Consider the following 25,983-nt stretch of genomic DNA (forward strand, 5'->3'; position numbering starts at 1 on the left):
GCGCGTATAGGCGAGGCGGTGATGAGCGACCTTCCGAACAGCCACGCGACGACCGTGCTCGCCGCGCCCGACACGCAAATCGATGTCCGCGAGACCTTCGGCATCGACATCGACATGAAAGTCCCGGCTTTCAGCCGCGCGGACGAACGCGTGCCCGATATCGACAATACCTACGTGTTCGATCCGGACACCACGCTCGCGATCCTGGCCGGCTTTGCCTACAATCGCCGCGTGATGGTCCAGGGCTATCACGGCACCGGCAAATCGACTCACATCGAACAGGTCGCAGCCCGCCTCAACTGGCCCTGCATCCGCATCAACCTCGATGCGCACATCAGCCGTATCGATCTTGTCGGGCGTGACGCGATCGTGCTGCGCGATGGCCTGCAGGTCACCGAATTCCGCGAAGGCCTCCTGCCTTGGGCTCTGCAGACGCCGACCGCGCTGGTCTTCGACGAATATGACGCTGGCCGCCCAGACGTGATGTTCGTGATCCAACGTGTGCTCGAAACCGAGGGCAAGCTGACCCTGCTCGACCAGAACCGCGTGATCCGCCCGAACCCGTACTTCCGCCTTTTCGCCACGGCCAATACCGTGGGTCTGGGCGATACTTCGGGCCTCTACCACGGCACGCAGGCAATCAACCAGGGCCAGATGGACCGCTGGAACCTTGTCGTCGCGCTCAACTATCTCGCCGAATCGACCGAGGTCGAGATCGTCACCAAGAAGGTGCCCAACCTCGACCCCAAGATCGTGACCGACATGGTGCGCGTCGCGAATCTGAGCCGTCAGGGCTTCATCAATGGCGACATCTCGACCGTGATGAGCCCGCGCACCGTGATCTCGTGGGCGCAGAACAGCCAGATCTTCAACGACGTCGGCTTCTCGTTCCGCCTCTCGTTCCTCAACAAGTGCGACGAGACCGAACGGGTGCTGGTGGCCGAATACTATCAACGCGTCTTCGGCAAGGACCTGCCCGAGAGCGTCGCTCACAAGAGCTGACCTGGCCGCCGACGACCGACATGCAAAAAAAGGCCCCTGCGATTGCGGGGGCCTTTTTCGTGGCCGGCATTACGCGTTCGGCGTGATCAGGTATTTCTCGCCGGTGCGCCGCGCGTTGTAGTCGGCTGCCGCCTCGCGGGTCAGCGCCTGTTCCAGCGTGACGCGCGCCTTGTAGTTGCTGGCGAAGGTCGTCGTCAGTTCGGCCATCACGCGCTTGCGCATCTTCTCGACGATCTCGGGCCCGAGCCTGCCCATCCACGGCGTAAGCAGCCAGCCCGAGACGTCCCAGCTGAAGCCGAAGTTGCGCGTCAGCACGGTGGGTGACAGGTCCAGCGCGCCATAGATGAAGGCATGCTTGGGGCTGTTCGAGCCATAGCGGCTATAGGCCGCGCCCGAGTTCGAAACCTGCTCCATCACCGTCAGGATCTGGCTGACGAGCTTGCCTCCGCCGATCGCATCGAAGGCCATGGTCGCCTTGGTCGCGCCGATCGCTGCGGCAAGGTCCTCAAGAAAGGTGTCCTTCGAACTGTCGACCACGTGTTCCGCGCCGATGCCCTTGAGGATCGCGACCTGCGCCTCGCTGCGCACGATGTTGACAAGGGGAATGCCATCGGCCTGGCAGATCTTGACCAGCATCTGGCCAAGGTTCGATGCCGCTGCCGTATGGACAAGCGCCTTGTGGCCATGGTGGCGCATCGTCTCGGTAAAGCTGAGTGCCGTCAGCGGATTGACGAACGCCGAAGCGCCCTGCTCGGCGCTGACGCCATCTGGAAGGACCAGGCACATCCGGGCGTCTGCCACCGCATACGTCGAATACATCCCGCCGGGGAAACACGTGACGCGCTTGCCCATCAAACCTTGCGCTTCGGGTGCGTCGCCTGCCGCCACGACCGTGCCCGCGCCTTCGTTGCCCACCGGCATGGCCATGCCGTGGCGCGCCTGCATCGCGCGCACCGCCGGATCGGGCATGCGCGCCACGATCTTGCCAGGCGTGAAGGTGGCGTTTGCAATGTCGGCCGGACCAAACAGCAGGCCGAGGTCTGAAGGATTGATCGGCGCCGCCTCGACCCGGATCACGACCTGCGATCCCGTGGGCGAAGGAACCTCGTGCTCTGCCAGTTCCACGGTGAGAGTGCCGTCCGCATCGAGTTTCGACACGAGTTGCTGGCCGCGAAGCTGGGTCATCTTACTCTCCGGGATAGATTGCTTTTACGAAGTACAGCCCATCAGGTGGGGCGTTCAGTCCCAGTTTGCAACGGTCTTTCGCTTCCAGCGCGTCGACCAGGTCGGCGCGCGTCCACTGCCCCTGTCCGACCATGGCAAGGCAGCCGACCATCGAGCGCACCTGATGATGCAGAAAGCTGCGCGCCGCCGCCTCTACCACCACGCGCTCGCCCTCGCGACGTACCTCCAACCGGTCGAGCGTCTTGACCGGGCTGGCTGACTGGCAATGGACGGATCGGAACGTGGTGAAATCGTGGAGCCCCACCAGCGCCTGCGCGGCATCGTGCATCGCCTCGGCATCTAACGGGCGCGAAATCCGCCATGCCTTGCCCGCATCGAGCGTCAACGGGGCGCGGCGGTTGACGATGCGATATTCATAGGCGCGCCCGGTACACGAAAAGCGCGCGTGCCAGTCCTCGCCCACCTCGGCGCAATCGAGGACGGCAACCGCGTGCCCGCCCATCTGCAAATGCGCATTGAGCGCGCCAGCCATGCGGAACGGATCGAAAGTGCGCGAAAGATCGAAATGCGCGCGCATGCCCAGCGCATGGACGCCCGCATCGGTGCGTCCGGCTGCGTGGAGCCGCACCTCCTCGCCCGTCACGCCGAATGCGGCCTCTTCCACTGCCTGCTGGACGGAGGGACTATGCGACTGGCGCTGGAACCCCGCATAGGCGGCGCCATTCCATTCCAGCGTGAGCGCGAGACGGACCATCAGCCCAGCACCGTCCCCGCCGCAATCGCCCGGCCGCGCAGCAGCGAGGCTGCGTCCATGGCAGGCCGACCCGCTCGCTGGATCAGCGTGGGGCGTATCGCGCCCGAACCGCAGGCGATCGTCAGCGCGTCGTCCATCGTGATGCCAGCAGAGCCCGCTGCGTCCACGACTTGCACCGCCAACACCCGGTAACGCTCGCCTTCGAGTTCAAAAAATGCCCCCGGTGCAGGAGCAAAGGCCCGAACCTGCCGCTCGACGGCAACCGCGTCTTGCGAGAAATCGAGCCGACTCTCGGCCTTCTCGATCTTGTGCGCGTAAGTCACGCCTTCGTCCGGCTGTATCGCTGCGGGATGAGCGGCAAGATCGGCGAGCACCTCGACCATCAGGCTTGCGCCCTTGTCGGCCAGCTCGGTCGTGAGATCGCCGGCGGTCTTGCCCGCAACCGGCGTCTCCACTTTTGCCAGCATCGGCCCGGTGTCCAGCCCGCGCTCCATCTGCATGATTGTCACGCCGGTCAGGTCATCGCCCGCCAAAATCGCGCGCTGCAGCGGCGCGGCTCCGCGCCAGCGCGGCAGTAGCGAGCCGTGGACATTCAGGCACCCAAGGCGCGGCGCGTCCAGCACCGCTTGCGGCAGGATCAGGCCATAGGCCGCGACCACCGCCACATCGGCGTTCAATGCCGCAAAAGCCGCCTGTTCATCGGCACCCTTCAGCGAGACCGGTGTCCGCACATCGATCCCATGCGCCTCGGCTGCCAGTTGCACTGGTGAGGATTGCAGCTTCTTGCCACGGCCTGCCGGACGCGGTGGCTGGCTGAATGCGGCGACCACCTCGTGCCCCGCAGCCACCAGCGCTTCGAGCGTCGGCACCGCGAATTCGGGCGTTCCCATGAAGATGATGCGCATAAGCTGGAAATTGCCCTTCCGTTTGCCGCTCCCGCCCCTATCTGTGCTGCGATGGCATCGCAAGAGATCGAGGCATTATCGGGCGCTCTGGCGCGCCTGCCCGGGCTGGGTCCGCGCTCGGCCCGCCGCGCCGTGTTGTGGCTGATCAAGCGTCGCGAGACTGCGCTCGAACAGCTTCTCAACGCCTTGATGCAGGTGCAGGAACTGCTGGTTGAATGCGACACCTGCGGCAATGTCGATACCACCAACCCCTGCGGCATCTGCGCCGATCCGCGCCGCGACGTGCGCTCGATCTGCGTGGTAGAGGAAGTGGCCGATCTGTGGGCGCTCGATCGCGCAAGGCTGTTCACCGGCAAATACCATGTCCTTGGCGGCAGGCTCTCGGCGCTCGAAGGCGTCCGCCCCGAGGACCTGACCATCGGCAAATTGCTCGACCGCATCGGGCAAGGCGGCGTGGACGAAGTGGTCCTGGCGATGAACGCCACGCTGGAAGGCCAGACCACCGCGCACTACATAGCCGAGCGTCTGGAAGGCGCGACCGTTCGCGTAACGCAACTCGCACACGGCCTGCCGGTCGGCGGCGAACTCGATTATCTTGACGAAGGCACACTGGCTCAAGCACTCAGGGCCCGGCGACCCGTGGGCTGAACCCGCGTCGAGGAGGTTCCGGCATGGCTGTACAGGGAATTGGCGGTTTCTTTTTCCGTGCGAATGATCCCGAAGCACTCGGCAAGTGGTACGAGGAGCATCTCGGCATCGGCGCATGGTGGGAACAGACGCCTGGACCAACCGTGTTCCAGCCTTTCCCGGCCAGCAGCGATTACTTTCCGGCAGACCGCCAGACGATGCTCAACTTGCGGGTTGATGGATTGGATGCGTTGATCGCACAGCTTGAGCAGGCCGGCATCGAAGTGCTGCGCAAGGCCGAATGGGATGGCGAATATGGCCGGTTTGCGCGGATCCACGATCCCGAAGGCAATCCGATCGAACTGTGGGAACCCTGATCGCAGCGGCTAAAACGAATGTTCGGCGTCCCTTGCGACTCCCGTCCATCTTCCTTATCTGCGCCCCATGGCCATCCGCGAAATCATCGAGATCCCCGACCCGCGCCTGAAGCAGGTCTCCGTCCCCGTCGAAAAGTTCGACGACGAACTGCGCACGCTCGTCGCCGACATGTTCGAGACGATGTACGATGCCCCCGGCATCGGCCTTGCCGCGATCCAGGTGGCGGTCCCCCTGCGCGTGCTCGTGATCGATCTCCAGCCCGAAGACCCCGATGCGGAGCCGGTCGCCTGCGATCACGATGGCCACCATCACCATCACACGCCGACCAAGCGTGAACCGCGCGTGTTCATCAATCCCGAGATTCTCGATCCGTCCGAAGAGCACACGATCTATCAGGAAGGCTGCCTCTCGGTGCCCGAGATCTACGCCGAGGTCGAACGCCCCTCGCGCATTCGCGCGCGCTGGCAGGATCTTGACGGCACGTTCCATGAGGAAGAGATGGACGGCCTGATGGCCACCTGCCTCCAGCACGAGATGGACCACCTCGAAGGCATCCTGTTCATCGATCACCTCTCGCGCCTGAAGCGCAACATGGCGATCAAGAAGCTGGAAAAGCTCCGCAAGGTGGCCTGATCTTGATCCGAGCGGGAGACTGAGGATAACTCCGATCTCCCCTTGCCGAATCCAACATTGGTGATACGTTCCCAGTCTGTTCACAACAGATGGAGAACTGTATCGAGAAAGTGTCAGCGCTCAGGGAGCGAATAATACCCGCAGCTTGATTGACTCAATGTCATACGCTCGACGCCAGCCGACCTGAACTCGACAACGCCTGCGAACCGGCAAAAGAACCGGGAACCATAGCAGTCGATGGAATGGTAACTCATGGCAGACATGCATCCCTGACAGAGTCAGCAAAAGCGCTGAAATTTATGCAAAAGGACTTATGCCATGAAAATGTGGCAGCACCTTTTGCGTCAGGAAGACGGGCTCTTCTTTTGGCACATCATCACTTGCTCCGGATATCCGGTTTGTCATTCGACTGTGGGATTTTCTACGGCCGAAGAAGCATATGCGCACATGATGGGTTTCCAACTTAAAGAGCATTTTTGACGCCGGGTCGGTGGGGCATCCCCACCGACTTTGCGGAGACTTGAGATATCTATGCAAGACACATTGAGCCTCATCGCCTTAGTCTTGGCTCTTATTGCTGGTCTGGCGATTGGCTGGTTCCTCGGATCACGGCCTACTACCGAATGGCGCGCACGGTACGACAGCCGTGATGCCGAGGCGAAGGTACATGAAGGCACAGTCAAGGCGATGGCTGTAGATCTTGCGGCAATGAGTGAGCGAGTTCAGCTGTTCGAGAGTTCGATGCGTGAGTTATCGAACCTTCGCACAGAGCATTCCGAATTGATAAAGGCGCTTGCTACTGCTCAACAGCGGGCAACAGATACTGACGCAGTCCGCGCCGAACTGGCGCAGGCCCGGGCCGACCGCGAGGCCTTGCGCACCGCGCTCGAACGCATGAAGGCCGATGCCGAGAACTTTGCCGAACAGAAACGCCTGCTGATCGAAGCGCAGGAAGCCTTGCGCAAGGAATTCGAGAACGCAGGCAACAAGGTGCTCGAAAAGGCGCAGGAAACCTTCCTCATGCGCGCGCAGGCGCGCTTCGAGGAAAGCGAGAAGTCGAGCGCCGAGCGATTGAAGACGCTGCTCTCGCCGGTCGACCAGCGGTTGAAGGCCTACGAGGAGCAGGTCGGCAAGCTCGAGAAGGATCGCATCGACGCCTTCGGCAACCTGACTGGCCTGATTCATTCGATGCGTGATGGGCAGGAAGCGGTCCGCGCCGCCGCCGCGCAACTCGGCAATTCGCTGCGCAACGGGCCCAAGACACGCGGCCGCTGGGGCGAGTTGCAGTTGCGCAACGTGCTGGAGCAGTGCGGGCTTGCCGAACACACCGACTTCGTCACCGAACACTCGGTCGATACCGACGAAGGCCGCCTGCGCCCCGATGCCATCGTGCGTGTACCCGGCAACAAGCTGCTGGTGATCGACGCCAAGGTCTCACTCAACGCCTATCAGGATGCGTTCGAGGCCGAGGACGACGATACCCGCAAGATCGCTCTGAACGCCCACGTCCAGTCGATGCGCAACCATATCCAGACGCTGGGGGCCAAATCCTACCAGTCGCAGTTCGAGGAAGCGCCGGACTATGTGCTGATGTTCGTGCCGGGCGAACATTTCATTGCCGCCGCGCTCGAACGCGATCCGGGGCTGTGGGACTTCGCCTTCGAACGCCGCGTGCTGCTTGCCAGTCCGACCAACCTCGTCGCCATCGCCCGCACGGTGGCGCAAGTGTGGCGTCAGGATGGTCTGGCGCGCGAGGCCCGCGAGATCGGCCGCATGGGCGGCGAACTGTACGATCGCCTCGCAGTAGCCGCCGAACACCTGAAGCGCGTCGGCAACGGGCTCGACAGCGCGGTGACCAACTACAACAAGTTCGTCGGCAGTTTTGAACGCAACGTGCTGTCCGCAGGCCGTCGCCTCAAGGACAAGCATATCGAAATCGGCAAGCGCGAGGTAGAAGAGGTGCCGCTTGTCGAAGCTGCGCCGCGCTATGCCGATGCGGAACCGGCGGCGCTTGCGGCGATTGCCAATGACGAAGGAGAAACGGGCACGTAATGGCCGGACGGGTAACGCCAGCACTCTTTGCCGCCTCGCTCGCACTTGCCGGATGCGGGCCGGATGCCACGCCCGCCCCTGCCCCCACTGCCCGCCCGTCGGCCACCGCCAGCGCCACGCCTGCGCCCGAGCCCTCCGAAGTTCCCGAGCCCGAACCGAGCGCGGAGCCTTCGCGCATCGCCGGTGCCACTTTTGCGCCACGCGATGAATGTTCTTCGGCCCCCGGTTTTACGGCGTTCCGCAAGTCTCTCGTCTCCTCGATCAAGGCGCGCGACGTAGAGGCTCTGGCCGCACTTGCCGCGCCAGACATCACGCTCGATTACGGAGGAGGCAGCGGCACGGAAGAGCTACGCAAGCGTCTTGCCGATCCGGACCGGAAACTGTGGAGCGAACTCGACGGCATCATGCCGTTGGGTTGCGCTGTCGAAGGTGGCCTTGCCGCAATGCCCTGGGTATTCTGGAACGTGCCCGAACAGGTCGACAGCTACAGCGCCATGCTGGTCACCGGCGAGGACGCCGAACTTCTCGACGCAAGCGACCAGAAAGGCAAGGGAAGGAGCAAGGCGCTCGGCCAGATCGGCTGGCGCATCGTCGGCATCGATCCGCTGAAATATGATCCCAAGGCATCGATGACGCAGGTGACGCTCGAGACCGGCGAGAAGGGCTGGGTCGAGAGCCGCCGGCTGCGCAGCCTGCTCGATTACCGGATCATCGCCGAACCCAAGGATGGAAGCTGGCAGATCACAGCATTCATCGCAGGCGATTGAGACCAATCGCCCTATGTCTTCACCTGCAACCTTCGTCATTGCGAGCGTAGCGAAGCAATGACGAGATAGAAAGTTGAACGACCTGGATGGTCACCCGGCCACAAGCTGAAGATCAAGCGCATGACCGCCAGACATCAGGCGCATTGCGGCACCGCTGCGCTGCATTTCCGGCGCGGCGGAAAGCAGAGCGTTGACCGCCTCTTCCTGCTGCCACACCGGCCCTTCGCAGAACATCCGCGTGGCCATCAGCGGCCCTGCGATCAGGCGCGCGCCGTCGACACGATATTCGCCGCCGATGCTGTTGCAGCCGACGCTGGCACCGATCCGATCCTCGTCGAAGCGCATCGTTGCGCGTTCCGGAGCCACGGGCGCGGCGCCATCGATGCGCACGATCGACCAGCGCGTACCGGCAAGGCTTCCCCCGCCCGCGGGCGCTGTCGCACAGCCGCCGAGAACGACGGTCGATGCAAGAACGAGGGCAAGGACTTTGCGCATGAGAGAGACCATACGCGCGCAGGACTGACCGTGCGATTAACCGGACGCTCCGTTTCTATCGCTCGATCGTGGCAAGGACTTCATAAGCCAGGACCGCGCCCGCAACTGCCGCGTTGAGGCTGTCGGCGCGGCCCTTCATCGGCATCGTCACGCGCAGATCGCAGGCCATTTCGTAGTCTTCGGGCAGCCCGCGCGATTCGTTGCCGACCATCACGAAGCAAGGGGCAGCGTAGGGCGCTCCGCGATAGGGCACGGCCTGGCGCAACGATGCCGCCACAAGCTGCCCCTCGTCTTCGCGCAGCCAGCCGATGAATTCGTCCCACCGCGCCTGCGCCAGCCGCTCGGTGAAGATCGCGCCCATGCTCGCCCGCACCGCCTCGACCGAGAACGGATCGACGCAATCGTCGATCAGGATCAGACCGCCTGCGCCCACCGCATCGGCTGTGCGCAGCATCGTGCCAAGGTTGCCCGGATCGCGCATGGCGTGCGCCACCAGCCAGATCGGCGCAGCATTGCGGTCGACCAGCCGGATCGAGGTGTCCCACTCGGCAAAGACCCCCGCCACGGCCTGCGGGTTGTCCTTGCCAGTGACCTTGGCGAGAATGTCGATCGGCAACTCGATCACTTCGCCGCCCGCGGCATCGACTGCGGCTTCTAGTTCATCGAGCAGCGGGTGGCCTTCACGCCCTTGCGCCATGAGCAGTATTTCGGGCAGGCGGCCACCCTCACGCGCATCGGTCAGGAGGCGCAGACCTTCGGCAAGGAACTTGCCTTCGCGCCGCCGGTGCTTCTTTTCGCGCAGAGACCGCACGAACTTGACCGTGGGGTTGGAATAGCCGGTGATGATCTTGCGCGCCATGCCCGCCCCCATGCGTCAGCAACTGCGCTGCGGCAAGACCGATCAGTCTTCCCCGAAGCCGTCCTTGATCAGGCCGGTGAGCTTCATCAGGATGGCATCGGCATCGCCCTCGGGTCCGGCGACCGACACATCGACCGTATCGCCCTTTGCGGCGCCCAGCATCATCAGGCCAAGGATCGACGCACCGTTGGCATCGGTGCCATCCTTGGCCACAATGACCTCGAATTCACCGGGCAGCTTTGCCACGGCGTTGACGAATTTCGCGCTGGCGCGGGCATGGAGACCGCGCTGGTTCACGATCCTTACGGTTTCGCGGGTGACGTAACCCTGTTCTGCCATCTCATGCATCCTGTCCCAGGAATTCCGAAGCGATCGTGATGTAATTACGGCCCGCATCGCGCGCGGCCGATGTCGCTTCCTTGACGCCCATGCAGTTGCGCGCCTTGGCCAGGCGGATCAGCATAGGCAGGTTGATCCCGGCGATGACCTCGACCTTGCCCGCCTGCATCAGCGAGATGGCAAGGTTGGAAGGCGTGCCGCCAAAAAGATCGGTCAGGATGATCACGCCCTCGCCGCTGTCGACGCGCTTGATGGCGTCGGCGATCTCGCGGCGGCGCTTTTCCATGTCGTCATTGGGGCCAATGCAGACGCCTATGACATCGCTTTGCCGCCCGACGACATGCTCCATTGCATGGATGAATTCGTCGGCAAGTGCGCCGTGGGTAACGAGAATGAGACCAATCATGAACGGGGCAGGCTCCGAAGTGCGGCCGGGCATTGTGCCTTGGTCTGCCTGAATGCAGCCTTGGCCGGAATGCGGGGCGCGCAAGACGACTGGGAATCAAAACGCATGGCTTCCAGTACTGCCCCACCCATCTGCTTATCCCTTGCCGCCATGTGCTTGACCGCCTTCCAGCAAGTCAGCCGCCCGTGACGACAGGTTGCGATGCAGCAATGTGGGAGAAAATCCCGCATCACGCAAGGCAGAAGCGATCTGCTCGGCCATGAACACCGAGCGGTGGCGTCCTCCGGTGCACCCGAAGGCGACGTGGACATAAGCCTTGCCCTGCTCCTGATACCGCGGAAGCAGCAGAAGAAGAAGATCGCGGATTCGGGCAAATGCCTCGTCAAATGCCGGATCGCGCCGGATATAATCGCCGACAGGCGCGTCCTGCCCCGTCTGTGGGCGCAAGTCGTCGACCCAGTGCGGATTGTCCAGGAACCGCATGTCGAAGACAAGATCGGCCAGCGGCGGGGTGCCGCGCGAAAATCCGAAACTGCTGATCGTCAACGTGGGTTGCGCGGGCGTTTCGGTGGCGAACTGCGCCCGAATCGCCTGCTGCAGATCGTTCGACGTAAAGGTCGATGTGGTGATCACGACATCGGCCCAGCGGCGCAGCGGTTCAAGCAGTTCACGCTCGGCGGCTATCCCGGTGGCAGCGGGCTTGTCCTCGGACATCGGATGGCGGCGGCGGGTTTCGTTGTAGCGGCGCTCCAGTTCGGTACCGGCGCAATCGAGAAACAGCGTCGTGACCTGGAGATCGCGCCGCTGCGAGAGCTTCTTGACCATTTCGATCGTGCGCGCCGGATCGAAGCCGCGCGTGCGCGTATCGAAGCCGATCGCCATCGGCGCGCCTGATTCGACCCGCGCCGATCCCGGTTCGGTCTCAAGCAGGCGGTCGAGCAGACGGATCGGAAAGTTGTCGATCGCCTCCCAGCCCATGTCCTCGAGCGTGCGCAGCGCGGTCGTCTTGCCCGCGCCGAGCAGGCCGGTGACAAGCAGGATGCGCTGGGGTGACGATTCTGGCGGCATGGGCTGATTCCTTTGCGCCTTCCCAAGGGCCTTGAAAAGTCCGCACGGAAACTTGTCCCGTATCAGGAAATCCGCAACCCGTGCGTGCGCAGCGCCAGTTCGGCACGCAGCGCCAGCACCGGACTGTCGGGATAAAGCCGCAGCATTGGCAGGATCACGCCCGCACGCTCGACCTGTTCCGCCTTCTCGACAAAGCGCGGCGCGTCGGGATCGAGAATCACAAGCAGCGCCACGGGAACCGGCAGGGAAACCGGCATCTCGAGCAAGCCCACATTGCGCACCTCGATACGGCCAGAGGTATTTGGATGCGGCGCCGCGACCAGCATTCCCTCGCACGCCGAAAGCAGCACGCCATCATCGCCGACCAGCCGCGCACCGCGATCGATCAGCGCTAGCGCGAGGCTTGACTTGCCCGTTCCCGGCGCGCCCTCGATCAGCAGCCCCCGCCCGTCGATGGCAACGCATCCGGCCTGGTGTGACGCGCTCATTCGCCTTCCTCGAGAATGAGCGGCAGGCACAGGAGCAGGTTTGCGCCCTGTCTCCCATCGGCGCGATCGGTGACGACCAGCGTGCCGTCATGCGCTTCGGCGATCGTCCGGGCGATGGCAAGCCCGAGCCCGCTGTGCGCGCCGAAGGCTTCCTCGGTCGGCCGCACCGAATGGAAACGCTCGAACACCTTCTCGCGCTCGGTGACGGGTATCCCCGGCCCTTGATCGGATACCGAGAGGTGCGCGGCTTCTTCATCGCCCCACACGACCACCTCTACCGCCCCGCCGGGTGGCGAGAATGACACCGCGTTGTCGAGCAGGTTCTCGATCACGCGCTCAAGCCGTGCGGCATCGCCAGGTACGACAGTATCTCCGCCGCGATCATTGAAGCGGATCGGGGTCGAGACATTGGCCCGCACGTCGCGCGCCCCGACGACCTGCGAGGCGAGCGCCGCGAGGTCGAGCGGTTCGAAAGTCGCGCGGCTCAATTCCGCATCGATGCGGCTTGCGTCCGCGATCTCGGTGATGAGGCGGTCGATCCGCTGCACATCATGCGCGGCGATGTCCGAAAGTTGCCGGCGCAGGGCCGGATCCTCCACCCGCTCCATGCTTTCGAGCGCGCTCGAAAGCGATGCCAGCGGATTCTTGAGCTCGTGCGCGACGTCGGCCGCGAACATCTCGACCGCGTCGATGCGCTGGCGAAGCGCGGTCGTCATGTCCGAGACCGCACGGGCCAGCAGGCCAATCTCGTCGCCGCGATCGGGCAGTCGCGGCACGACGACCTCGCGCTCGCGCCCCAGCCGCACCCTGACCGCGGCGCGGACCAGCGCGCGCAAGGGCTGGACAATGGTGCGCGCAAGAAACAGCGACAGCTGGATCGAGAGGAGCAGCGCGATGCCGATGATGATGACGAGCGTCTGGCGTGCATCGCGGACCGACTGCGTGATGTCGAGCGCGTTGCGCAAGGACAGCAGAACTTCGCCCCTGGCACCAACCGGAGCCGCAGCGGTGATGACTTGCGTTCGATCGGGGGCATAGCGCAGGAACACTTCGGTCCGGCCCGAGGCGCGTGCCGCCTTGATCTCCGGCCAACTCCCGGCCGGTTGTTCCGCCGTATCGCTGTATCGCTCGACGGTCGGCGCGTTGACGATGAAGTCCACGCCGCGATCGAGCAGTCGCGCAGCCTTCTGATACCACGGTTCAGACTCGGGATCGACGAGGGCGAAAGACGGCGGGGCCAGCGCAAAGCTGTCGGCCAGAAGGCGCCCTTGCGCATCGTAGAGGCGCAAGCGCAGGACCTGTTCGGTGCCGATGCGCGCCAGAAGCCTGCGCTGCTGCTCTATCGGTGCGCCATCAAGCGCGTCGGCCGCAATGTCGGCTTCGGCGCGGGCGAGCTTGAACCGCTCTTCGATGAGCTGGGCGCGATAGCTGTCGAGGTAGAAGAATCCACCTGCCAGCAGCGCGAGTGCAATGACGTTGACGAACAGGATGCGCGTCGTCAGCGAAACCCCGCGGATGCGCGGGAGGCGGCGCAAGCGTGAGCGCGGCGGTGCCGGCCCTTCTGCTCCGGCGTCGCGCCCGTCAGTCCTCGGCAAAGCTGTAGCCCGCGCCATAGAGCGTCTCGATCGCGCCGAAGCCGGGGTCGACCGCGCGGAACTTGCGTCGCAAGCGCTTGATGTGGCTGTCGATCGTGCGATCGTCGACGAACACGTCGTCGTGGTAGGCGGCATCCATCAGCTGGTTGCGGGTCTTGACCACGCCGGGGCGCATGGCCAGCGCCTCGAGAATGAGGAATTCGGTAACCGTGAGCGACACCGGCCGCTCATCCCAGGTCACCGCATGGCGGGCAGGGTCGATCACCAGCCGCCCGCGCCGGATCGGCTCGGGCAATGGCTCGCCCGTCTGCTCCTGCTCCTCCGCCTCGCGCCGCACGATATCGCTGCGCCGCAGGATCGCCTTGATCCGCGCCACCAGCAGGCGCTGGCTGAACGGCTTGGCGATGTAATCGTCCGCCCCCATCGACAGGCCCAGCGCCTCGTCAAGCTCGTCATCCTTGCTGGTCAGGAAGATCAGCGGCAGGTCGCTCTTTTCGCGCAGCAGCCTGAGCAGCTCGAACCCGTCCATCCGCGGCATCTTGATGTCGCACACCGCAAGGTCGGGCGGATTGTCGAGCATCGCCTTCAGAGCACTGTCGCCATCGTTGTACAGGCGCGTGACGAAACCTTCGGTCTGCAGCGCGATCGAAACGGTCGTCAGGATATTGCGGTCATCGTCCACCAGCGCGATCGTACGCGGACCGTCGGGAATTTCGGGCCGGGCAATGTGCGTCTGAACCATACACCCTCGATACTTGGCCCCGGCTTCACAAGCAATTGCCTGCGTTGCCACCCAAGTCGGTTACCGTCGAAACTTCGTTGCGCTGCAACTTGCGCGAGGCGCAACTTGCTGCGCAAAAAACTTCGTTGTCGTGTGCCATTTGACGCAGCAAATCGCAGACACTATGCGCCATCGAAGAATCAGCGCATTCGTATTCGCAGTTTTGCACCGATCGGGAACCAATCCCGTTTCGGTGCCGCCATCGGGAGGCTTGAAGTGTCCGATACCAGCCTGAACGTGTCCCTCGCCAGCCAGGGCTTCCCAGAGCCGGCAGAACTGTTCGCCAACCTGGGCACCGCTCCCCTGGTCGAGCATGCCGTCCGCAAAGGCGAAGGGCGGCTCACCCGGGACGGCGCGTTGCTGGTCGATACCGGCAAGTTTACCGGCCGCAGCGTGAAGGACAAGTTCGTCGTCCGCGACGCGACCACCGAAACCTCGATCAACTGGGGCAAGATCAACCAGCCGATGTCGCCGGAGCACTGGGCGAACCTCAAGTCTGATTTCCTTGACGCGATGAAGGGGCAGGAAGAGCTTTATGTCGCCGACCTGTTCGGTGGCAGCCAGCCGGAATACCGGGTCAACGTTCGCGTCATCACCCAGATGGCCTGGCACAGCCTGTTCGTGCGCACCCTTCTGGTCCGTCCGGGCGCGGACGAACTGGCCAGCTTCGTGCCCGAATACACGATCATCAACCTGCCGAGCTTCAAGGCGAACCCGGAACGCCACGGCTGCCGCAGTGACACGGTGATTGCGGTCAATTTCACCGAGAAGCTGATCCTCATCGGCAGCACCGAATACTCGGGCGAAATGAAGAAGGGCGTGTTCGGCCTTCTGAACTACCTGCTCCCGGCCCAGGGCGTGATGCCGATGCACTGCTCGGCCAACATCGGCTCTGACGGCACAAGCGCGATCTTCTTCGGCCTTTCCGGCACGGGCAAGACCACGCTTTCGGCAGACGCTTCGCGTACCCTGATCGGGGACGATGAACATGGCTGGTCGGACACTGCCGTGTTCAACTTCGAAGGCGGCTGCTACGCCAAGATGATCGACCTCTCGGCAGAGGGCGAACCAGAGATCTACGCGACGACCAAGATGTTCGGCACGATCCTCGAGAACGTGGCGATGGACGAGAATACCCGCGAGCTGGACTTCACCGATTCCAGCAAGACCGAGAATACGCGCGGCGCCTATCCGATCGAGTTCATCCCGAACACCAGCGAGAAGAACCTCGGGCCGCCACCGTCGAACATCATCTTCCTCACTGCTGACGCCTTCGGCGTTCTGCCTCCGATCGCGCGGCTGACGCCGGAGCAGGCGATGTATCATTTCCTCTCGGGCTACACCGCCAAGGTCGCCGGCACCGAGATCGGCGTGACCGAGCCGGAAGCCACCTTCAGCACCTGCTTCGGCGCCGCCTTCATGCCGCGTCACCCGTCGGTCTATGGCAACCTGCTCAAGGAGCGCATTGCCAAGGGCGGCGCGCAGTGCTGGTTGGTCAACACCGGCTGGTCCGGCGGCAAGGCCACGCAGGAAGGCATCAAGCGCATGCCGATCAAGGCCACCCGTGCCTTGCTCAACGCCGCACTCGACGGCAGCCTGAACAACGCCACCTTCAAGAAGGACCCCAACTTCGGGTTCGAAGTGCCGGTCGAAGTGCCAGGCGTCGAAACCCGCCTGCTCGATCCGCGCGGCGCGTGGGTCGATAGCGAAGAATACGACCGGACCGCACAGGAACTGGTTCACAAGTTCGTCGACAACTTCCAGCAGTTTGCCGAATACGTCGACCAGTCGGTCCGCGACGCGGCACCTGTCGCGGCCTGATCACACGCTTTTGCGTCCCCGCAAAGGCGGGGACCTCGATCCTGGCAACGAGGCCCTCGCAACAGCGGGGGCCTCGTTTGCTTTGGGGAGTTGCACAGCGATGACCGATCATCCCGTCCGCCTTTTCACCGACAAGGCTGCGATTGTTCGAGTGGGGCTAGGGCTGCTCGACCGGACGCTGCCCAAGGACGACTGGACACATGAGGCCCATCTCGCGGCTTGCCTCTGGCTGGTGCGCGAGCGGCCCGATATCGTCCCGGCGCGCGACCTGCCCGAGATCATCTCGTGCTACAATGAGTCCGTGGGCGGCCAGAACACCGACAGTGCCGGCTACCACGAGACTCTGACCCAGCTCTACGTGCGCGGCGTAAAGGCGTTCAACGACACGCTCCCCGCCGGGATCGCTCTTCCCGACGCGGTCAACGCCCTGCTGAAGAGCGATATCGGCCGTCGTGACTGGCCCTTGCGCTTCTACAGCAGCAAACTCCTGTTCTCTGTCGAGGCCCGCCGCAGCTGGGTGGAACCGGATCTAGTACCCCTGTCCTGACACCCTGCTTCACCTTCAGACGAACGCTGCGCTGGCCTTGAGCAGGTTGTAGGCCTCCACCACCTGCTGGAGTCGGCTCTCGAAACTGCGGTCCCCACCGTTCCTGTCAGGATGGAACTTGCGCGCCAGTTCGGAATAGCGGCTGCGCAGCGCGCGCCGGTCGGCATCGAAGGCAAGGCCCAGCACCTCATAGGCCTTGCGCTCATCCGGGCTGATCCCGCGCCGCGCCGCTTCGGCCGCCTGCTGGTGATCGGCGCGCCGCGCGCGGGCGCGCTTGGCAATCGCCTCGAGCGGATCTTCGAAGTCAGCCCAGCGTGGTGCCTGATCAATCCCGGCATCGGGCCGGAACGCGCGGGTTTCACGCTCCCAGCCGGACAGGGGCGATTGCGCTTTCAGGATTTCCTCAGGCGTCATCCCGGCAAAGAAATCATATCCCGAATTGAACTGGCGAACGTGTTCGAGGCAGAACCAGCGATAGTCGCCCGGACCATCGAAGCCCGGCTTGCGCACGCCCGGCGCGCGGAACTCGCCCGGCTCATCGCAACCGGGGGCATTGCAGAGGCGTCCAGTGCCCTGGACGCGGCCGTGAAACTTGTCATTGCGCATGGAGTGTCCACATGGCGACGGAGCGGCTAGAAGGGAAGTCATGACAGGACCAATTGCACTGGAAATCGAACGGCTTCTTACAGAAGCTCTCGCCCCCACCCACCTTGCCGTAATCAACGACAGCGCAAGCCACGCCGGCCACATGGGCGACGATGGCACTGGCGAATCGCACTTCACGGTGGAAATCGAAAGCGCGGCCTTTGCCGGCCAATCCCGGCTCAGCCGGCAGCGCATGGTCAACAGGGCGCTGGGCGACCTGCCCGGCCAGCGCGTGCATGCCCTCGCGATCAAGGCTCGCGCTCCGGGTGAATAGCCGCCGGATCCGCCGCGCCGCGCGCATCCTTCTGCTCGACGAGCACGACCGCCTGCTCCTCATCCGCTTCGCCCCTGCCGACCGTCCACCGTTCTGGTGCGGCGTCGGAGGCGAATGCGATCCGGGCGAGGATTTCCACGAAGCCGCCGTGCGCGAACTGTTTGAAGAGACCGGCCTGCGCGTCGAAAGCTGCGGCCCGGAAGTCGCGCGCCGGGCAGACGATTATCTCACGCTCGAGGGCGAGCCGATCACTTCGGACGAACGCTTCTTCCGCGTGTTCGCCCGCAGCTTCACCCCCGATACCACCGGTCACACCGCGATAGAGCGCGAACTAATCAAGGAATTTCGCTGGTTTAACCGAGCCGAACTGGCAAACTGGCTCGAGCCGGTGTTTCCCGTAAACATCCTCGAACTCCTCGAATCAGAGGTGCAAGCGTGACCGAACCTTTCATCCAGACGATCACTCCCGTCGCGCACGATCTCGGCGCCTTCGAGGTCCGCCGCGCCATCCCCTCGCGCCAGCGCACGATGGTCGGCCCGTTCATCTTCGTCGACCAGTTTGGCCCTGCGCATCTGCCGCCTGGAAGCGCGATGGACGTGCGCCCTCATCCGCACATCAATCTTGCGACGGTCACATGGTTGTTCGAAGGCGCGATCGACCACCGCGACAGCCTCGGCTCTTTCGCCACGATCCGCCCCGGACAGGTCAACCTGATGACCGCAGGCAGCGGCATCGTCCATTCCGAGCGCTCGCCCGAGACCGAGCGCCCGGGCGGCCCACACCTCTACGGCATGCAGACCTGGCTTGCCCTGCCCGACGGCAAGGAAGAGATCGCCCCCGCCTTCGAACAGATCACCGCCCTGCCGCAGGTGGAAGACGTCTGCGCCAGTGCCACCGTCATCATGGGCACGCTCTGGGGCCAGACCGCACCGACGACGCAACACGCCGCAACGATCTATGCCGAGATCCTTCTGGCTCCCGGAGGCAGCCTGCCGATCGATGCCGATACCGACGAACGCGCGGTCATGCTCGTGGGCGGCGAAGCAAGCATCGACGGACACGCTCTTGCCCTTTACGACCTCGTCGTACTCGCCCCGGGCGCGGTGCTGAAGCTGCAATCCGAAACCGGCGGCCGCGTGATGCTCATGGGCGGTGAGGCCTTCCAGACCCGCCGCCATGTCTGGTGGAACTTCGTCAGCTCCAGCCGCGAGCGCATCAACCAGGCGAAGACGGATTGGCAGGAAGGGCGCTTTCCCAGCGTACCAGAGGACGAAGCGGAATTTATCCCCTTGCCTCGCGTTGCCACGACCGTCAGCTATCCCTGAAAGAAACAAGGAGAGGTGAACGTGGACATGACGAGAGTGAAACTGCCCAGCGGCATCGAACTCGACGTTGTCGACACCGGCCCGCGCGACGCGCCCGTGCTGATCTTCCTCCACGGCTTTCCCGAAAGCCACCGCACCTGGCGCCATCAGATCGCGCATCTCTCAACGCGCTTCCGCTGCATCGCGCCCGACCAGCGCGGCTATCGCGGATCGTCCAAGCCACAGGATGTGGCAAGCTACACCCCCGACAAGCTGATCGGAGACGTGTTCCAGCTTGCCGATGCGCTGGGCGTTGCGCAGTTCACCATCCTCGGCCACGACTGGGGCGGCGCGATTGCCTGGGGGGTGGCGCTGCTGGGACAAGGCACGCGCGTCACTCGCGCGGTGATCGCCAATGCCCCGCACCCCGTCCTCTTTCCCCGCCTGCTCTGGACCGATCCGCAGCAGCGCGCCGCAAGCCAGTACATGCGCGCTTTCCGCGATACGGCCAATGATCAGCTGGTGCGCGAACACGGCCTCGGCGCACTGCTGTTGAAGGCGCTCAACTGGGAGCGTTCGCCGGTGATGGAGGACGAGGAACGCGCGGCCCTGTTCAAGGATTGGTCGAATCCGGACGCCGCCATCGCCATGCTCAACTGGTATCGCGCCAGCCCGATGGCGGTGCCGCCGATGGACGCGCCTTTCGAACTGCCCGCAGGCTATCAGGATGCGCCGCTCCCGCCGCTGCAAATTCCTACGCTTGTGATCTGGGCAATGGACGATCTCGCCCTGCCGCCCTGCAATCTCGATGGCATGGACAGGCTCGTGCCCAACCTCACGCTGGAACCGGTTCACGATTGCGGGCATTTCGTGCCGTGGGAAGCGCCCGAAAAGGTGAACGCGGCATTGGATCGATTTCTTGGCTGAAGACACGACGAAGCAATCCGCCGTCCCTCCCGGTTCGCTGCTGCGCAATCACGATGGCGGCCATGCGCCGGTCAGCTATCTCGAGCTGTTCTTCGATCTCGTCTATGTCTTTGCCATCACGCAGGTTTCGCACTTCCTGCTGATGCACCCGGGCTGGTCCGGCCTGATCGAGGGCGTCGTGCTGTTCATGGCGGTGTGGTGGGCCTGGATGTACACCACCTGGGTCGCCAACTGGGCCAATCCGGAGCGGGTGCCGGTGCGCTTCGTCCTGCTGCTCGTCATGCTCGCCAGCATGATCATGGCCGTCGCGATGCCCAAGGCCTTTGTCCATGGCGACAATGACATGGGACTGGTCTTTGCCGCCAGCTACAGCGGTTTGCAGGTCCTGCGCACCGCGTTCATGGTCTGGGCGATGGGGCGCGACGACCGCGCCGCCGGCATCAACATGGTGCGCATCCTGAGCTGGTTCGTGCTTTCCTCGGGCTTCTGGCTGGCCGGCGCGCTTGCCCATGAAACGCAATGGCGCATCGGACTTTGGCTTGCCGCGCTCGCCATCGAGTATCTTGGCCCCTCGGTCGGCTATCGCATTCCGGGCCTTGGCCGGTCCGATCCGTCCGAATGGCGGATCTCGGGCGGCCACATGGCCGAGCGCTGCGCGCTGTTCATGATCATTGCGCTTGGCGAAGGCATCATCGTTACCGGGGCGAGCTTCGCTGCCCTGCCGATGCAGACGGAACGCATCCTTGCCTTCCTGCTCGCCTTCGTCGGATCGGTACTGATGTGGTGGATATATTTCGATCGCGGCGCGGCGCGGGGCGCCGATCATATCGAACACCATGCCGAACCCGGCCGCATCGCGCGCAATGCCTTCACCTATCTGCACATGCCGATCGTCGCGGGCGTGGTCATCACCGCCGTGGCCGATGCCCTCGTGCTGCAGACGCCCGAGGGCCGCACCTCGACCGGCCTCCTGCTGTTCCAGTCGATCGGCATGCTCGTCTATCTGGGCGGCGTCGGCACGTTCAAGCGGTTCAGCAGCCAGCGCGGCAACTTTCCGATGAGCCACATCGCGGGCGCGGTGATGATAGTCGCGTTGACGGCCTGGACATGGGCGCGGCCGCCGAGCGCCATTGTCTTCGTGGCGCTATCGGTCGCCGTGCTGGCCATCGTGGCCATCTGGGAATGGGTTTCGTTCCACGGCGGCTGGCGCGAAAGGATCGAGGCAGCGGCCGGTCCCGCCGCCTGAGTCCTCAAGCGCCAAACCACTCGACCCACGCGCCATGGGCATGAGCGGTGCCCAGAAGTACCGGCTCCGCCCCGTCCGGCCAGTATCGAACGGTCAGTTCGTGGCGGAACGTCTGCCGGTTGGTTTCCAGCATGACCCACGCCAGCCTGCGTCGGGAATCGGCACGCGCACCCGCCTGCGCCATGGCATCCTCGATCCGTGCCCGCGTTTCGGGCGGCAAGTACTGCCAGACGATCGAATGGAAGATGACGCGCGTGGTATCGTCCTCCTGCGCCGCTGCCAGACGCTGTTCGACCCAGTCTCCTGCATCGGCCTCCACAAGGTCCGGCGCGCGCTCGGCCGCCAGCGCGATCGCCGCATCGATCCGACCGATGCGCTCGGTCACCTCGGCCCAGACATAGGACTTGAGGCGAAGCGCCTGTCCGGCATCGGCCAGGTTCATCGGCGCACGGTCGCATCCCTGCATGCCCACGATTTCGACTTCCGCGCGCGGCGGCGCGTCCCCGCGCCACTCAGGCACGATGCGCATCGGCGAATCGGCAGGACCGGCAATCGTGCCGCCAAGGTTGAAGAAGAACCGCTCCATCATCGTGTTGACGCCTGCGCTCGCGCCCAGCTCGTTCAGTTCGAACCGAGGCCCGACCTTACACGAAAGCCAGAGCAGCGCCGCCATGATCGAGGCCGATCGCCCCGCCTCGTTGGTCTGCGGCGGCCCGTCGAGCCATGGCAACAGGTCCTCGTCATGTTCGCGCGTCATCGCCACGACCAGAGCATCGACCTCCCGCTGATCGGTCACCTCGCCGCGATATACCCCGGCAAGGCGCGTATCCTTGCCGGTAAGCAGCAGATTGTGATGGCCGCCCGCCAGCCGCAGCGGCAGCGCATCTTCCAGCGGCTTTCCCGGCCAGGCGGCGATTCGCGCGCCAACCTGCGTTGTGCCATCCAGCAGCCGCAGTTGCGCCCGCACCACCCGCCCCGTGCAGGGTGCACCATTGTTCGTGGCATGGTCGGCCTGCCAAGCGATGGCCTTTGCGACTTCTTCGATCTCCATGATCGGGTTCATTCGGTTGCCCTTTGCGCCGCTCTGCCATAAGGGCGGCGGGCTATGTCCACCGCCGCACCGCTCGTTTTCGCCCTGCCCAAGGGCCGCATCCTCGACGAGGCCCTGCCTCTGCTCGAGCAGGCAGGGATCGTGCCCGAGGCCGAGTTCTTCGACAAGAGCTCGCGCGCACTCTCCTTCGCGACCAACCGCGCCGACGTGAAGATCATCCGCGTCCGCGCCTTCGACGTCGCGACTTTCGTCGCCCACGGGGCGGCGCACGCCGGCATCGTCGGCTCTGACGTGATTGACGAATTCGACTATGCCGACCTCTACGCCCCGGTCGATCTCGACATCGGTCACTGCCGCCTCTCGGTGGCAGAGCCTGTCAGCATGGTCGAAAGCGGTGCCAACGCGCGCGAGAGCCATGCCCGCGTCGCGACCAAGTATCCCAACCTCACCCGCCGCCACTTCGAGAAGCTGGGCGTGCAGGCAGAGGTTGTGAAGCTCAACGGAGCCATGGAACTTGCGCCCTCACTGGGCCTTGCCAGCCGCATCGTCGATCTCGTCTCCACGGGCCGCACGCTCAAGGAGAACGGTCTGGTCGAAACGAGCCAGATCCTGCCCGTATCGGCACGCCTGATCGTCAACCGTGCGGCCCTCAAGACCGACAGCGCGCGGCTTGGCGGCCTCGTCGATGCGTTTCGCGCCATGGTTTCGACGCGGAAGGCCGCCTGATGCAGCGCCTCAAGTCCAGCGATCCCGATTTCCCGCGCGCTTTTGCCCGTCTGGTCAAGGACCGGCGCGAGAGCGACGAGAACGTCGCGCGCGACGTGCAGACGATCATCGACGACGTTCGCCTGCGCGGTGACGAGGCGCTTGCCGAATATACCGAGAAGTTCGACGGGCACCTGCCTGCAGACGATGCCTGGCGGATTTCGCCCGAGGCCTGTCGTGAGGCCTTCGACGCGCTCCAGCCCGATCTGCGCGCCGCGCTCGAACTTGCCGCCCAGCGCATCCGCGAATACCATCAGGCGCAGCTCCCCGAGGACCGCGACTATACCGATGCCACCGGCATGCGCCTGGGCGCACGCTGGCGTGCGGTCGACGGCGCGGGACTTTATGTGCCCGGCGGCCGCGCGGCCTATCCCTCGTCGCTGCTGATGAACGCCATCCCCGCCAAGGTCGCGGGTGTCGAGCGGCTCGTGGTGGTCACGCCCACGCCCAGGGGTGAGGCCAATCCGCTGGTTCTGGCCGCCGCACACCTTGCCGGTGCCGACGAAGTCTGGCGCGTCGGCGGAGCGCAGGCTGTCGCCGCACTTGCCTACGGGACGAAGCGCATCCGCCCGATCGATGTCATCACCGGCCCCGGCAATGCCTGGGTCGCCGAAGCCAAGCGCCAGCTCTTCGGCGTTGTCGGCATCGACATGGTCGCAGGCCCGTCGGAAATTCTCGTGATCGCCGACAGGAACAACGATCCGCAATGGATCGCCGCCGACCTGCTCAGCCAGGCCGAACACGATCCCGTCGCGCAATCCATCCTGATCACCGACGATGCCGCTTTTGCCGATCAGGTCGCCGACATGATCGGCGTCGAGATCGCGATGCTGCCAACGGCCAAGGTCGCAAAGGCAAGCTGGGACAATCACGGCGTTATCATCGTCGTGGATTCGCTCGATGAAGCACCTGCGCTGGCCAATGCGCTGGCCGCCGAACACGTCGAGATCGCCACAGACAACCCCGAGGTCCTGTTCGACCAGATCCGCCACGCGGGCTCGGTCTTCCTTGGCCGCATGACCCCCGAAGCGGTCGGCGATTACGTCGCCGGTCCCAATCACGTCCTGCCCACGGGGCGGCGCGCGCGCTTCTCCTCGGGCCTTTCCGTTATGGATTTCATGAAACGCACAAGCTTCATCGCGGCAAATGACGCCGCGCTTGCCGCGGTCGGCCCAGCCGCCATCGCACTTGCCGATGCCGAGGGGCTTGCCGCCCACGCCCGCTCGATCGAACTGAGGCTCGGGATATGAGCCGCATTTCCGGCCAGGCCCGTGCTGCCTCGCGGCTCGCCGCCGTCCAAGCGCTGTACCAGCGCGACATGGAGCACACCGAGCTGCACATCCTGCTCGATGAGTTCCACCAGCACCGTCTGGGCGCGGAGATCGAGGACGTCGAATACGCCAAGGCAGACGTCGCCTTTTTCGACGACGTGGTTCAGGGCGTCTATGCCCGCCGCGACGAGATCGACGCGCTGCTCTCGGAAAAGCTGGCCAAAGGCTGGGCGCTGCCCCGCCTCGACAAGACCATGCTGCAGATCTTGCGCGCCGGAACCTATGAACTGATGGCCCGCAACGACGTCAACGTCGGCACCGCGATCAGCGAATACGTGGACGTTGCCCACGCCTTCTTTGACGAGCGTGAGGCCAAGTTCGTGAACGGCATCCTCGACGCCGTGGCCAAGGCGGTCCGCTAACGCGACCTTGGCATCCCCGTTCGAGTCGGGGTGCCAAGGCTGCCGTGACTACAACCGCTCGGCGTGCCAGCGGATGTGATCGTCCATGAAGGTCGAGATGAAATTGTAGCTGTGGTCGTAACCCGGCTGCAAGCGCAGCGTCAGGTCCACGCCCGCCGCCTTGCATGCGGCATCGAGCAGTTCGGGTCGAAGTTGCTCGGCCAGGAACCCGTCTGCATCGCCTTGATCGACAAGGATCGCGCCCGCAGGCCGTTTGCCGTCCTCGATCAGTGCCACGGCGTCATGGGCCCGCCACGCCGCCCGGTCATCGCCCAGATAGCCGCCGAGCGCCTTGTGGCCCCATGGCACCTGCCCCGGTGCGACGATCGGCGCGAAAGCCGAAAGCGACTTGAACCGGTCGGGATAAGTAAGACCCAGCGTCAATGCGCCGTGTCCGCCCATCGAATGGCCGGTAATGCCCATGCGCCCCGTATCGACCGGGAAGTTCGCCGCGAGCAGCGCGGGCAATTCCTCGGCGATGTAATCCCACATGCGGTAATGCTGCGCGAAGGGCGCTTGCGTGGCGTTGACATAGAAACCCGCGCCAAGCCCGAAATCGTAGGCCGCACCCGCATCGTCGGCAACGCCCTCGCCGCGCGGGCTCGTGTCCGGCGCAACGAAGACAATGCCGAGATCGGCGCAGGCCTTGCGATACTCGCCCTTGTCGGTGACGTTGGCATGAGTGCAGGTCAGGCCCGAAAGATAGACCAGCACCGGCAGCTTCGCTCCCGCTTCGGCCTGCGGGGGCAGGAAGACCGAAAAGGTCATCCCCGTCCCCGTCGCGGTCGATTCATGCTTGTACACGCCGAGCGTGCCGCCGTGGGCCTTGCTCGTCGAAACCGTCTCGATTGTCATCAGGCGATAACGTCCAGTGCGCAGAGCTTGTTGCCCGCAGGATCGCGCAGATAGGCAAGGTAATAAGGCGAGCCTGCGCGCGGTCCCGGCGGATCTTCGCAAGCCGTCCCACCAGCGGCCACGCCGGCGGCGTGCCAGGCATCGGCCTGTTCGGGCGTCATGCGGAAGCCGATCGTGCCGCCGTTGGCACCGCAGGCGGGCTCGCCGTTGATCGGCTGGGTCACGATGAACATGCTGCCGTTGTGCTGGTAGATCAGGCGACCCTTGGGATCGGTGATCGCTTCGGGGCCGCCAAAGGCCTTGAAGGTCGCATCGTAGAACTTCTTCGACGCCGCGATATCGTCGCTGCCGACCATGACATGACTGAACACAGGCACTCTCCCTCGATAGGTTGCGAAGTGCGATGTGTGGGGCAATTGCCATGCGGGTCAAGCACCCGTGCGGGAAATCTTTGTTGCACGGGCGTCCGCGATCGGTCCTG

General features: G+C 64.3%; 32 protein-coding genes. 17 read left to right on the top strand and 15 right to left on the bottom strand.

Annotation, left to right across the window (positions count from 1 at the left end; all coding sequences use genetic code 11):
• Positions 1–21 precede the first annotated feature (21 nt).
• Positions 22–1,002 (top strand): cobaltochelatase subunit CobS, encoded by a 981-nt coding sequence (gene cobS, locus AC2A04_RS06470; protein ID WP_484211468.1) that lies wholly within the window; start codon positions 22–24, stop codon positions 1,000–1,002.
• A 69-nt stretch (positions 1,003–1,071) separates the two neighbouring features.
• Here cobS and AC2A04_RS06475 read toward each other — a convergent pair whose 3' ends face one another.
• From AC2A04_RS06475 to fmt, 3 genes are read right to left on the bottom strand one after another with little or no spacing between them, the layout of a single operon-like run.
• On the bottom strand, positions 1,072–2,187 hold the full coding sequence (locus tag AC2A04_RS06475) for a zinc-binding dehydrogenase (protein WP_484211469.1): 1,116 nt from the start codon (positions 2,185–2,187) through the stop codon (positions 1,072–1,074).
• Between the two features lies 1 nt (position 2,188).
• Positions 2,189–2,941: a tRNA pseudouridine(38-40) synthase TruA gene (gene truA / locus AC2A04_RS06480; RefSeq protein WP_484211470.1), complete on the bottom strand. Its 753-nt coding sequence runs from the start codon at positions 2,939–2,941 to the stop codon at positions 2,189–2,191.
• Positions 2,941–3,846 carry a methionyl-tRNA formyltransferase gene (gene fmt, locus AC2A04_RS06485; RefSeq protein ID WP_484211471.1) on the bottom strand — a complete coding sequence of 302 codons (906 nt, stop codon included), beginning with the start codon at positions 3,844–3,846 and terminating at the stop codon, positions 2,941–2,943. Before fmt ends, truA begins: the two co-directional genes overlap by 1 nt.
• A 51-nt stretch (positions 3,847–3,897) precedes the next feature.
• Between fmt and recR the strand changes: the two genes are divergently transcribed.
• The 6 genes from recR (at position 3,898) to AC2A04_RS06515 (ending at position 8,303) form a co-directional block, all read left to right on the top strand.
• Complete coding sequence (gene recR, locus AC2A04_RS06490; RefSeq protein ID WP_484211472.1) at positions 3,898–4,494, top strand: recombination mediator RecR; 597 nt, start codon at positions 3,898–3,900, stop codon at positions 4,492–4,494.
• 23 nt (positions 4,495–4,517) lie between these two features.
• A complete protein-coding gene (locus tag AC2A04_RS06495; RefSeq protein ID WP_484211473.1) occupies positions 4,518–4,850 on the top strand; it encodes a VOC family protein in 333 nt (110 codons plus the stop codon).
• A 67-nt stretch (positions 4,851–4,917) separates the two neighbouring features.
• Positions 4,918–5,484 (top strand): peptide deformylase, encoded by a 567-nt coding sequence (gene def / locus AC2A04_RS06500; RefSeq protein ID WP_484211474.1) that lies wholly within the window; start codon positions 4,918–4,920, stop codon positions 5,482–5,484.
• 318 nt (positions 5,485–5,802) lie between these two features.
• A complete protein-coding gene (locus AC2A04_RS06505; protein ID WP_484211475.1) occupies positions 5,803–5,964 on the top strand; it encodes a hypothetical protein in 162 nt (53 codons plus the stop codon).
• Between the two features lie 51 nt (positions 5,965–6,015).
• Positions 6,016–7,536, top strand: a complete 1,521-nt coding sequence (locus AC2A04_RS06510) for a DNA recombination protein RmuC (protein WP_484211476.1) — start codon at positions 6,016–6,018, stop codon at positions 7,534–7,536.
• Complete coding sequence (locus AC2A04_RS06515; protein WP_484211477.1) at positions 7,536–8,303, top strand: hypothetical protein; 768 nt, start codon at positions 7,536–7,538, stop codon at positions 8,301–8,303. Before AC2A04_RS06510 ends, AC2A04_RS06515 begins: the two co-directional genes overlap by 1 nt.
• Before the next feature lie 90 nt (positions 8,304–8,393).
• On the opposite strand, the gene AC2A04_RS06520 is transcribed toward AC2A04_RS06515, so the two are convergent.
• The 8 genes from AC2A04_RS06520 to AC2A04_RS06555 all read right to left on the bottom strand — a co-directional run bounded on the left by AC2A04_RS06520 (position 8,394) and on the right by AC2A04_RS06555 (position 14,295).
• On the bottom strand, positions 8,394–8,798 hold the full coding sequence (locus tag AC2A04_RS06520; RefSeq protein WP_484211478.1) for an META domain-containing protein: 405 nt from the start codon (positions 8,796–8,798) through the stop codon (positions 8,394–8,396).
• A gap of 55 nt (positions 8,799–8,853) precedes the next feature.
• Positions 8,854–9,657, bottom strand: coding sequence for a TrmH family RNA methyltransferase (locus tag AC2A04_RS06525; RefSeq protein WP_484211479.1), 804 nt, complete (start codon positions 9,655–9,657; stop codon positions 8,854–8,856).
• A gap of 42 nt (positions 9,658–9,699) precedes the next feature.
• Positions 9,700–9,996, bottom strand: coding sequence for an HPr family phosphocarrier protein (locus AC2A04_RS06530; protein WP_484211480.1), 297 nt, complete (start codon positions 9,994–9,996; stop codon positions 9,700–9,702).
• A gap of 1 nt (position 9,997) precedes the next feature.
• Positions 9,998–10,402, bottom strand: a complete 405-nt coding sequence (locus tag AC2A04_RS06535; RefSeq protein WP_484211481.1) for a PTS sugar transporter subunit IIA — start codon at positions 10,400–10,402, stop codon at positions 9,998–10,000.
• Between the two features lie 135 nt (positions 10,403–10,537).
• The gene (gene rapZ / locus AC2A04_RS06540) at positions 10,538–11,470 is read right to left on the bottom strand and encodes an RNase adapter RapZ (RefSeq protein WP_484211482.1); all 933 of its coding nucleotides are present in this window, start codon (positions 11,468–11,470) and stop codon (positions 10,538–10,540) included.
• A 62-nt stretch (positions 11,471–11,532) separates the two neighbouring features.
• Positions 11,533–11,958, bottom strand: coding sequence for an HPr kinase/phosphorylase (locus tag AC2A04_RS06545; protein ID WP_484211483.1), 426 nt, complete (start codon positions 11,956–11,958; stop codon positions 11,533–11,535).
• On the bottom strand, positions 11,955–13,571 hold the full coding sequence (locus AC2A04_RS06550; protein ID WP_484211484.1) for a sensor histidine kinase: 1,617 nt from the start codon (positions 13,569–13,571) through the stop codon (positions 11,955–11,957). The genes AC2A04_RS06545 and AC2A04_RS06550 overlap by 4 nt, the downstream gene beginning before the upstream one ends.
• Positions 13,540–14,295, bottom strand: coding sequence for a response regulator (locus tag AC2A04_RS06555; protein WP_484211485.1), 756 nt, complete (start codon positions 14,293–14,295; stop codon positions 13,540–13,542). The genes AC2A04_RS06550 and AC2A04_RS06555 overlap by 32 nt, the downstream gene beginning before the upstream one ends.
• Before the next feature lie 255 nt (positions 14,296–14,550).
• On the opposite strand from AC2A04_RS06555, the gene AC2A04_RS06560 reads away from it, so the two are divergent.
• Positions 14,551–16,155 (top strand): phosphoenolpyruvate carboxykinase, encoded by a 1,605-nt coding sequence (locus AC2A04_RS06560; protein WP_484211486.1) that lies wholly within the window; start codon positions 14,551–14,553, stop codon positions 16,153–16,155.
• A gap of 100 nt (positions 16,156–16,255) precedes the next feature.
• Complete coding sequence (locus AC2A04_RS06565; RefSeq protein WP_484211487.1) at positions 16,256–16,702, top strand: hypothetical protein; 447 nt, start codon at positions 16,256–16,258, stop codon at positions 16,700–16,702.
• Positions 16,703–16,717: 15 nt separating this feature from the next.
• Here AC2A04_RS06565 and AC2A04_RS06570 read toward each other — a convergent pair whose 3' ends face one another.
• Positions 16,718–17,308: a J domain-containing protein gene (locus AC2A04_RS06570; RefSeq protein ID WP_484211488.1), complete on the bottom strand. Its 591-nt coding sequence runs from the start codon at positions 17,306–17,308 to the stop codon at positions 16,718–16,720.
• Positions 17,309–17,348: 40 nt separating this feature from the next.
• Here AC2A04_RS06570 and AC2A04_RS06575 point away from each other — a divergent pair, with 40 nt between their 5' ends.
• From AC2A04_RS06575 to AC2A04_RS06595, 5 genes are read left to right on the top strand one after another with little or no spacing between them, the layout of a single operon-like run.
• On the top strand, positions 17,349–17,621 hold the full coding sequence (locus AC2A04_RS06575; protein ID WP_484211489.1) for a BolA family protein: 273 nt from the start codon (positions 17,349–17,351) through the stop codon (positions 17,619–17,621).
• The gene (locus AC2A04_RS06580) at positions 17,614–18,060 is read left to right on the top strand and encodes an NUDIX hydrolase (RefSeq protein WP_484211490.1); all 447 of its coding nucleotides are present in this window, start codon (positions 17,614–17,616) and stop codon (positions 18,058–18,060) included. The genes AC2A04_RS06575 and AC2A04_RS06580 overlap by 8 nt, the downstream gene beginning before the upstream one ends.
• The gene (locus AC2A04_RS06585) at positions 18,057–18,947 is read left to right on the top strand and encodes a pirin family protein (RefSeq protein ID WP_484211491.1); all 891 of its coding nucleotides are present in this window, start codon (positions 18,057–18,059) and stop codon (positions 18,945–18,947) included. Before AC2A04_RS06580 ends, AC2A04_RS06585 begins: the two co-directional genes overlap by 4 nt.
• Positions 18,948–18,974: 27 nt before the next feature.
• On the top strand, positions 18,975–19,853 hold the full coding sequence (locus AC2A04_RS06590; RefSeq protein WP_484211695.1) for an alpha/beta fold hydrolase: 879 nt from the start codon (positions 18,975–18,977) through the stop codon (positions 19,851–19,853).
• Entirely contained in the window at positions 19,846–21,099 is a 1,254-nt protein-coding gene (locus AC2A04_RS06595; RefSeq protein WP_484211492.1) for a low temperature requirement protein A, read from the top strand. Before AC2A04_RS06590 ends, AC2A04_RS06595 begins: the two co-directional genes overlap by 8 nt.
• A 4-nt stretch (positions 21,100–21,103) precedes the next feature.
• Here the strand turns inward: AC2A04_RS06595 and AC2A04_RS06600 are convergent, their stop codons facing one another.
• A complete protein-coding gene (locus AC2A04_RS06600; protein WP_484211493.1) occupies positions 21,104–22,162 on the bottom strand; it encodes a DUF2332 domain-containing protein in 1,059 nt (352 codons plus the stop codon).
• A 42-nt stretch (positions 22,163–22,204) separates the two neighbouring features.
• On the opposite strand from AC2A04_RS06600, the gene hisG reads away from it, so the two are divergent.
• Genes hisG through nusB form a run of 3 tightly spaced genes read left to right on the top strand, consistent with a single transcriptional unit; the run spans position 22,205 to position 24,608 of the window.
• The gene (gene hisG, locus AC2A04_RS06605) at positions 22,205–22,876 is read left to right on the top strand and encodes an ATP phosphoribosyltransferase (protein WP_484211494.1); all 672 of its coding nucleotides are present in this window, start codon (positions 22,205–22,207) and stop codon (positions 22,874–22,876) included.
• Complete coding sequence (hisD, locus tag AC2A04_RS06610) at positions 22,876–24,165, top strand: histidinol dehydrogenase (protein WP_484211495.1); 1,290 nt, start codon at positions 22,876–22,878, stop codon at positions 24,163–24,165. Before hisG ends, hisD begins: the two co-directional genes overlap by 1 nt.
• Positions 24,162–24,608, top strand: a complete 447-nt coding sequence (gene nusB, locus AC2A04_RS06615; protein WP_484211496.1) for a transcription antitermination factor NusB — start codon at positions 24,162–24,164, stop codon at positions 24,606–24,608. Before hisD ends, nusB begins: the two co-directional genes overlap by 4 nt.
• 48 nt (positions 24,609–24,656) lie before the next feature.
• Here the strand turns inward: nusB and fghA are convergent, their stop codons facing one another.
• Both fghA and AC2A04_RS06625 read right to left on the bottom strand, forming a co-directional pair.
• On the bottom strand, positions 24,657–25,502 hold the full coding sequence (gene fghA / locus AC2A04_RS06620; protein ID WP_484211497.1) for an S-formylglutathione hydrolase: 846 nt from the start codon (positions 25,500–25,502) through the stop codon (positions 24,657–24,659).
• Positions 25,502–25,873 carry a VOC family protein gene (locus tag AC2A04_RS06625; RefSeq protein WP_484211696.1) on the bottom strand — a complete coding sequence of 124 codons (372 nt, stop codon included), beginning with the start codon at positions 25,871–25,873 and terminating at the stop codon, positions 25,502–25,504. The genes fghA and AC2A04_RS06625 overlap by 1 nt, the downstream gene beginning before the upstream one ends.
• Between the last annotated feature and the right edge of the window lie 110 nt (positions 25,874–25,983).

The organism is Novosphingobium sp. HNCC26DJ243, assembly GCF_057180545.1.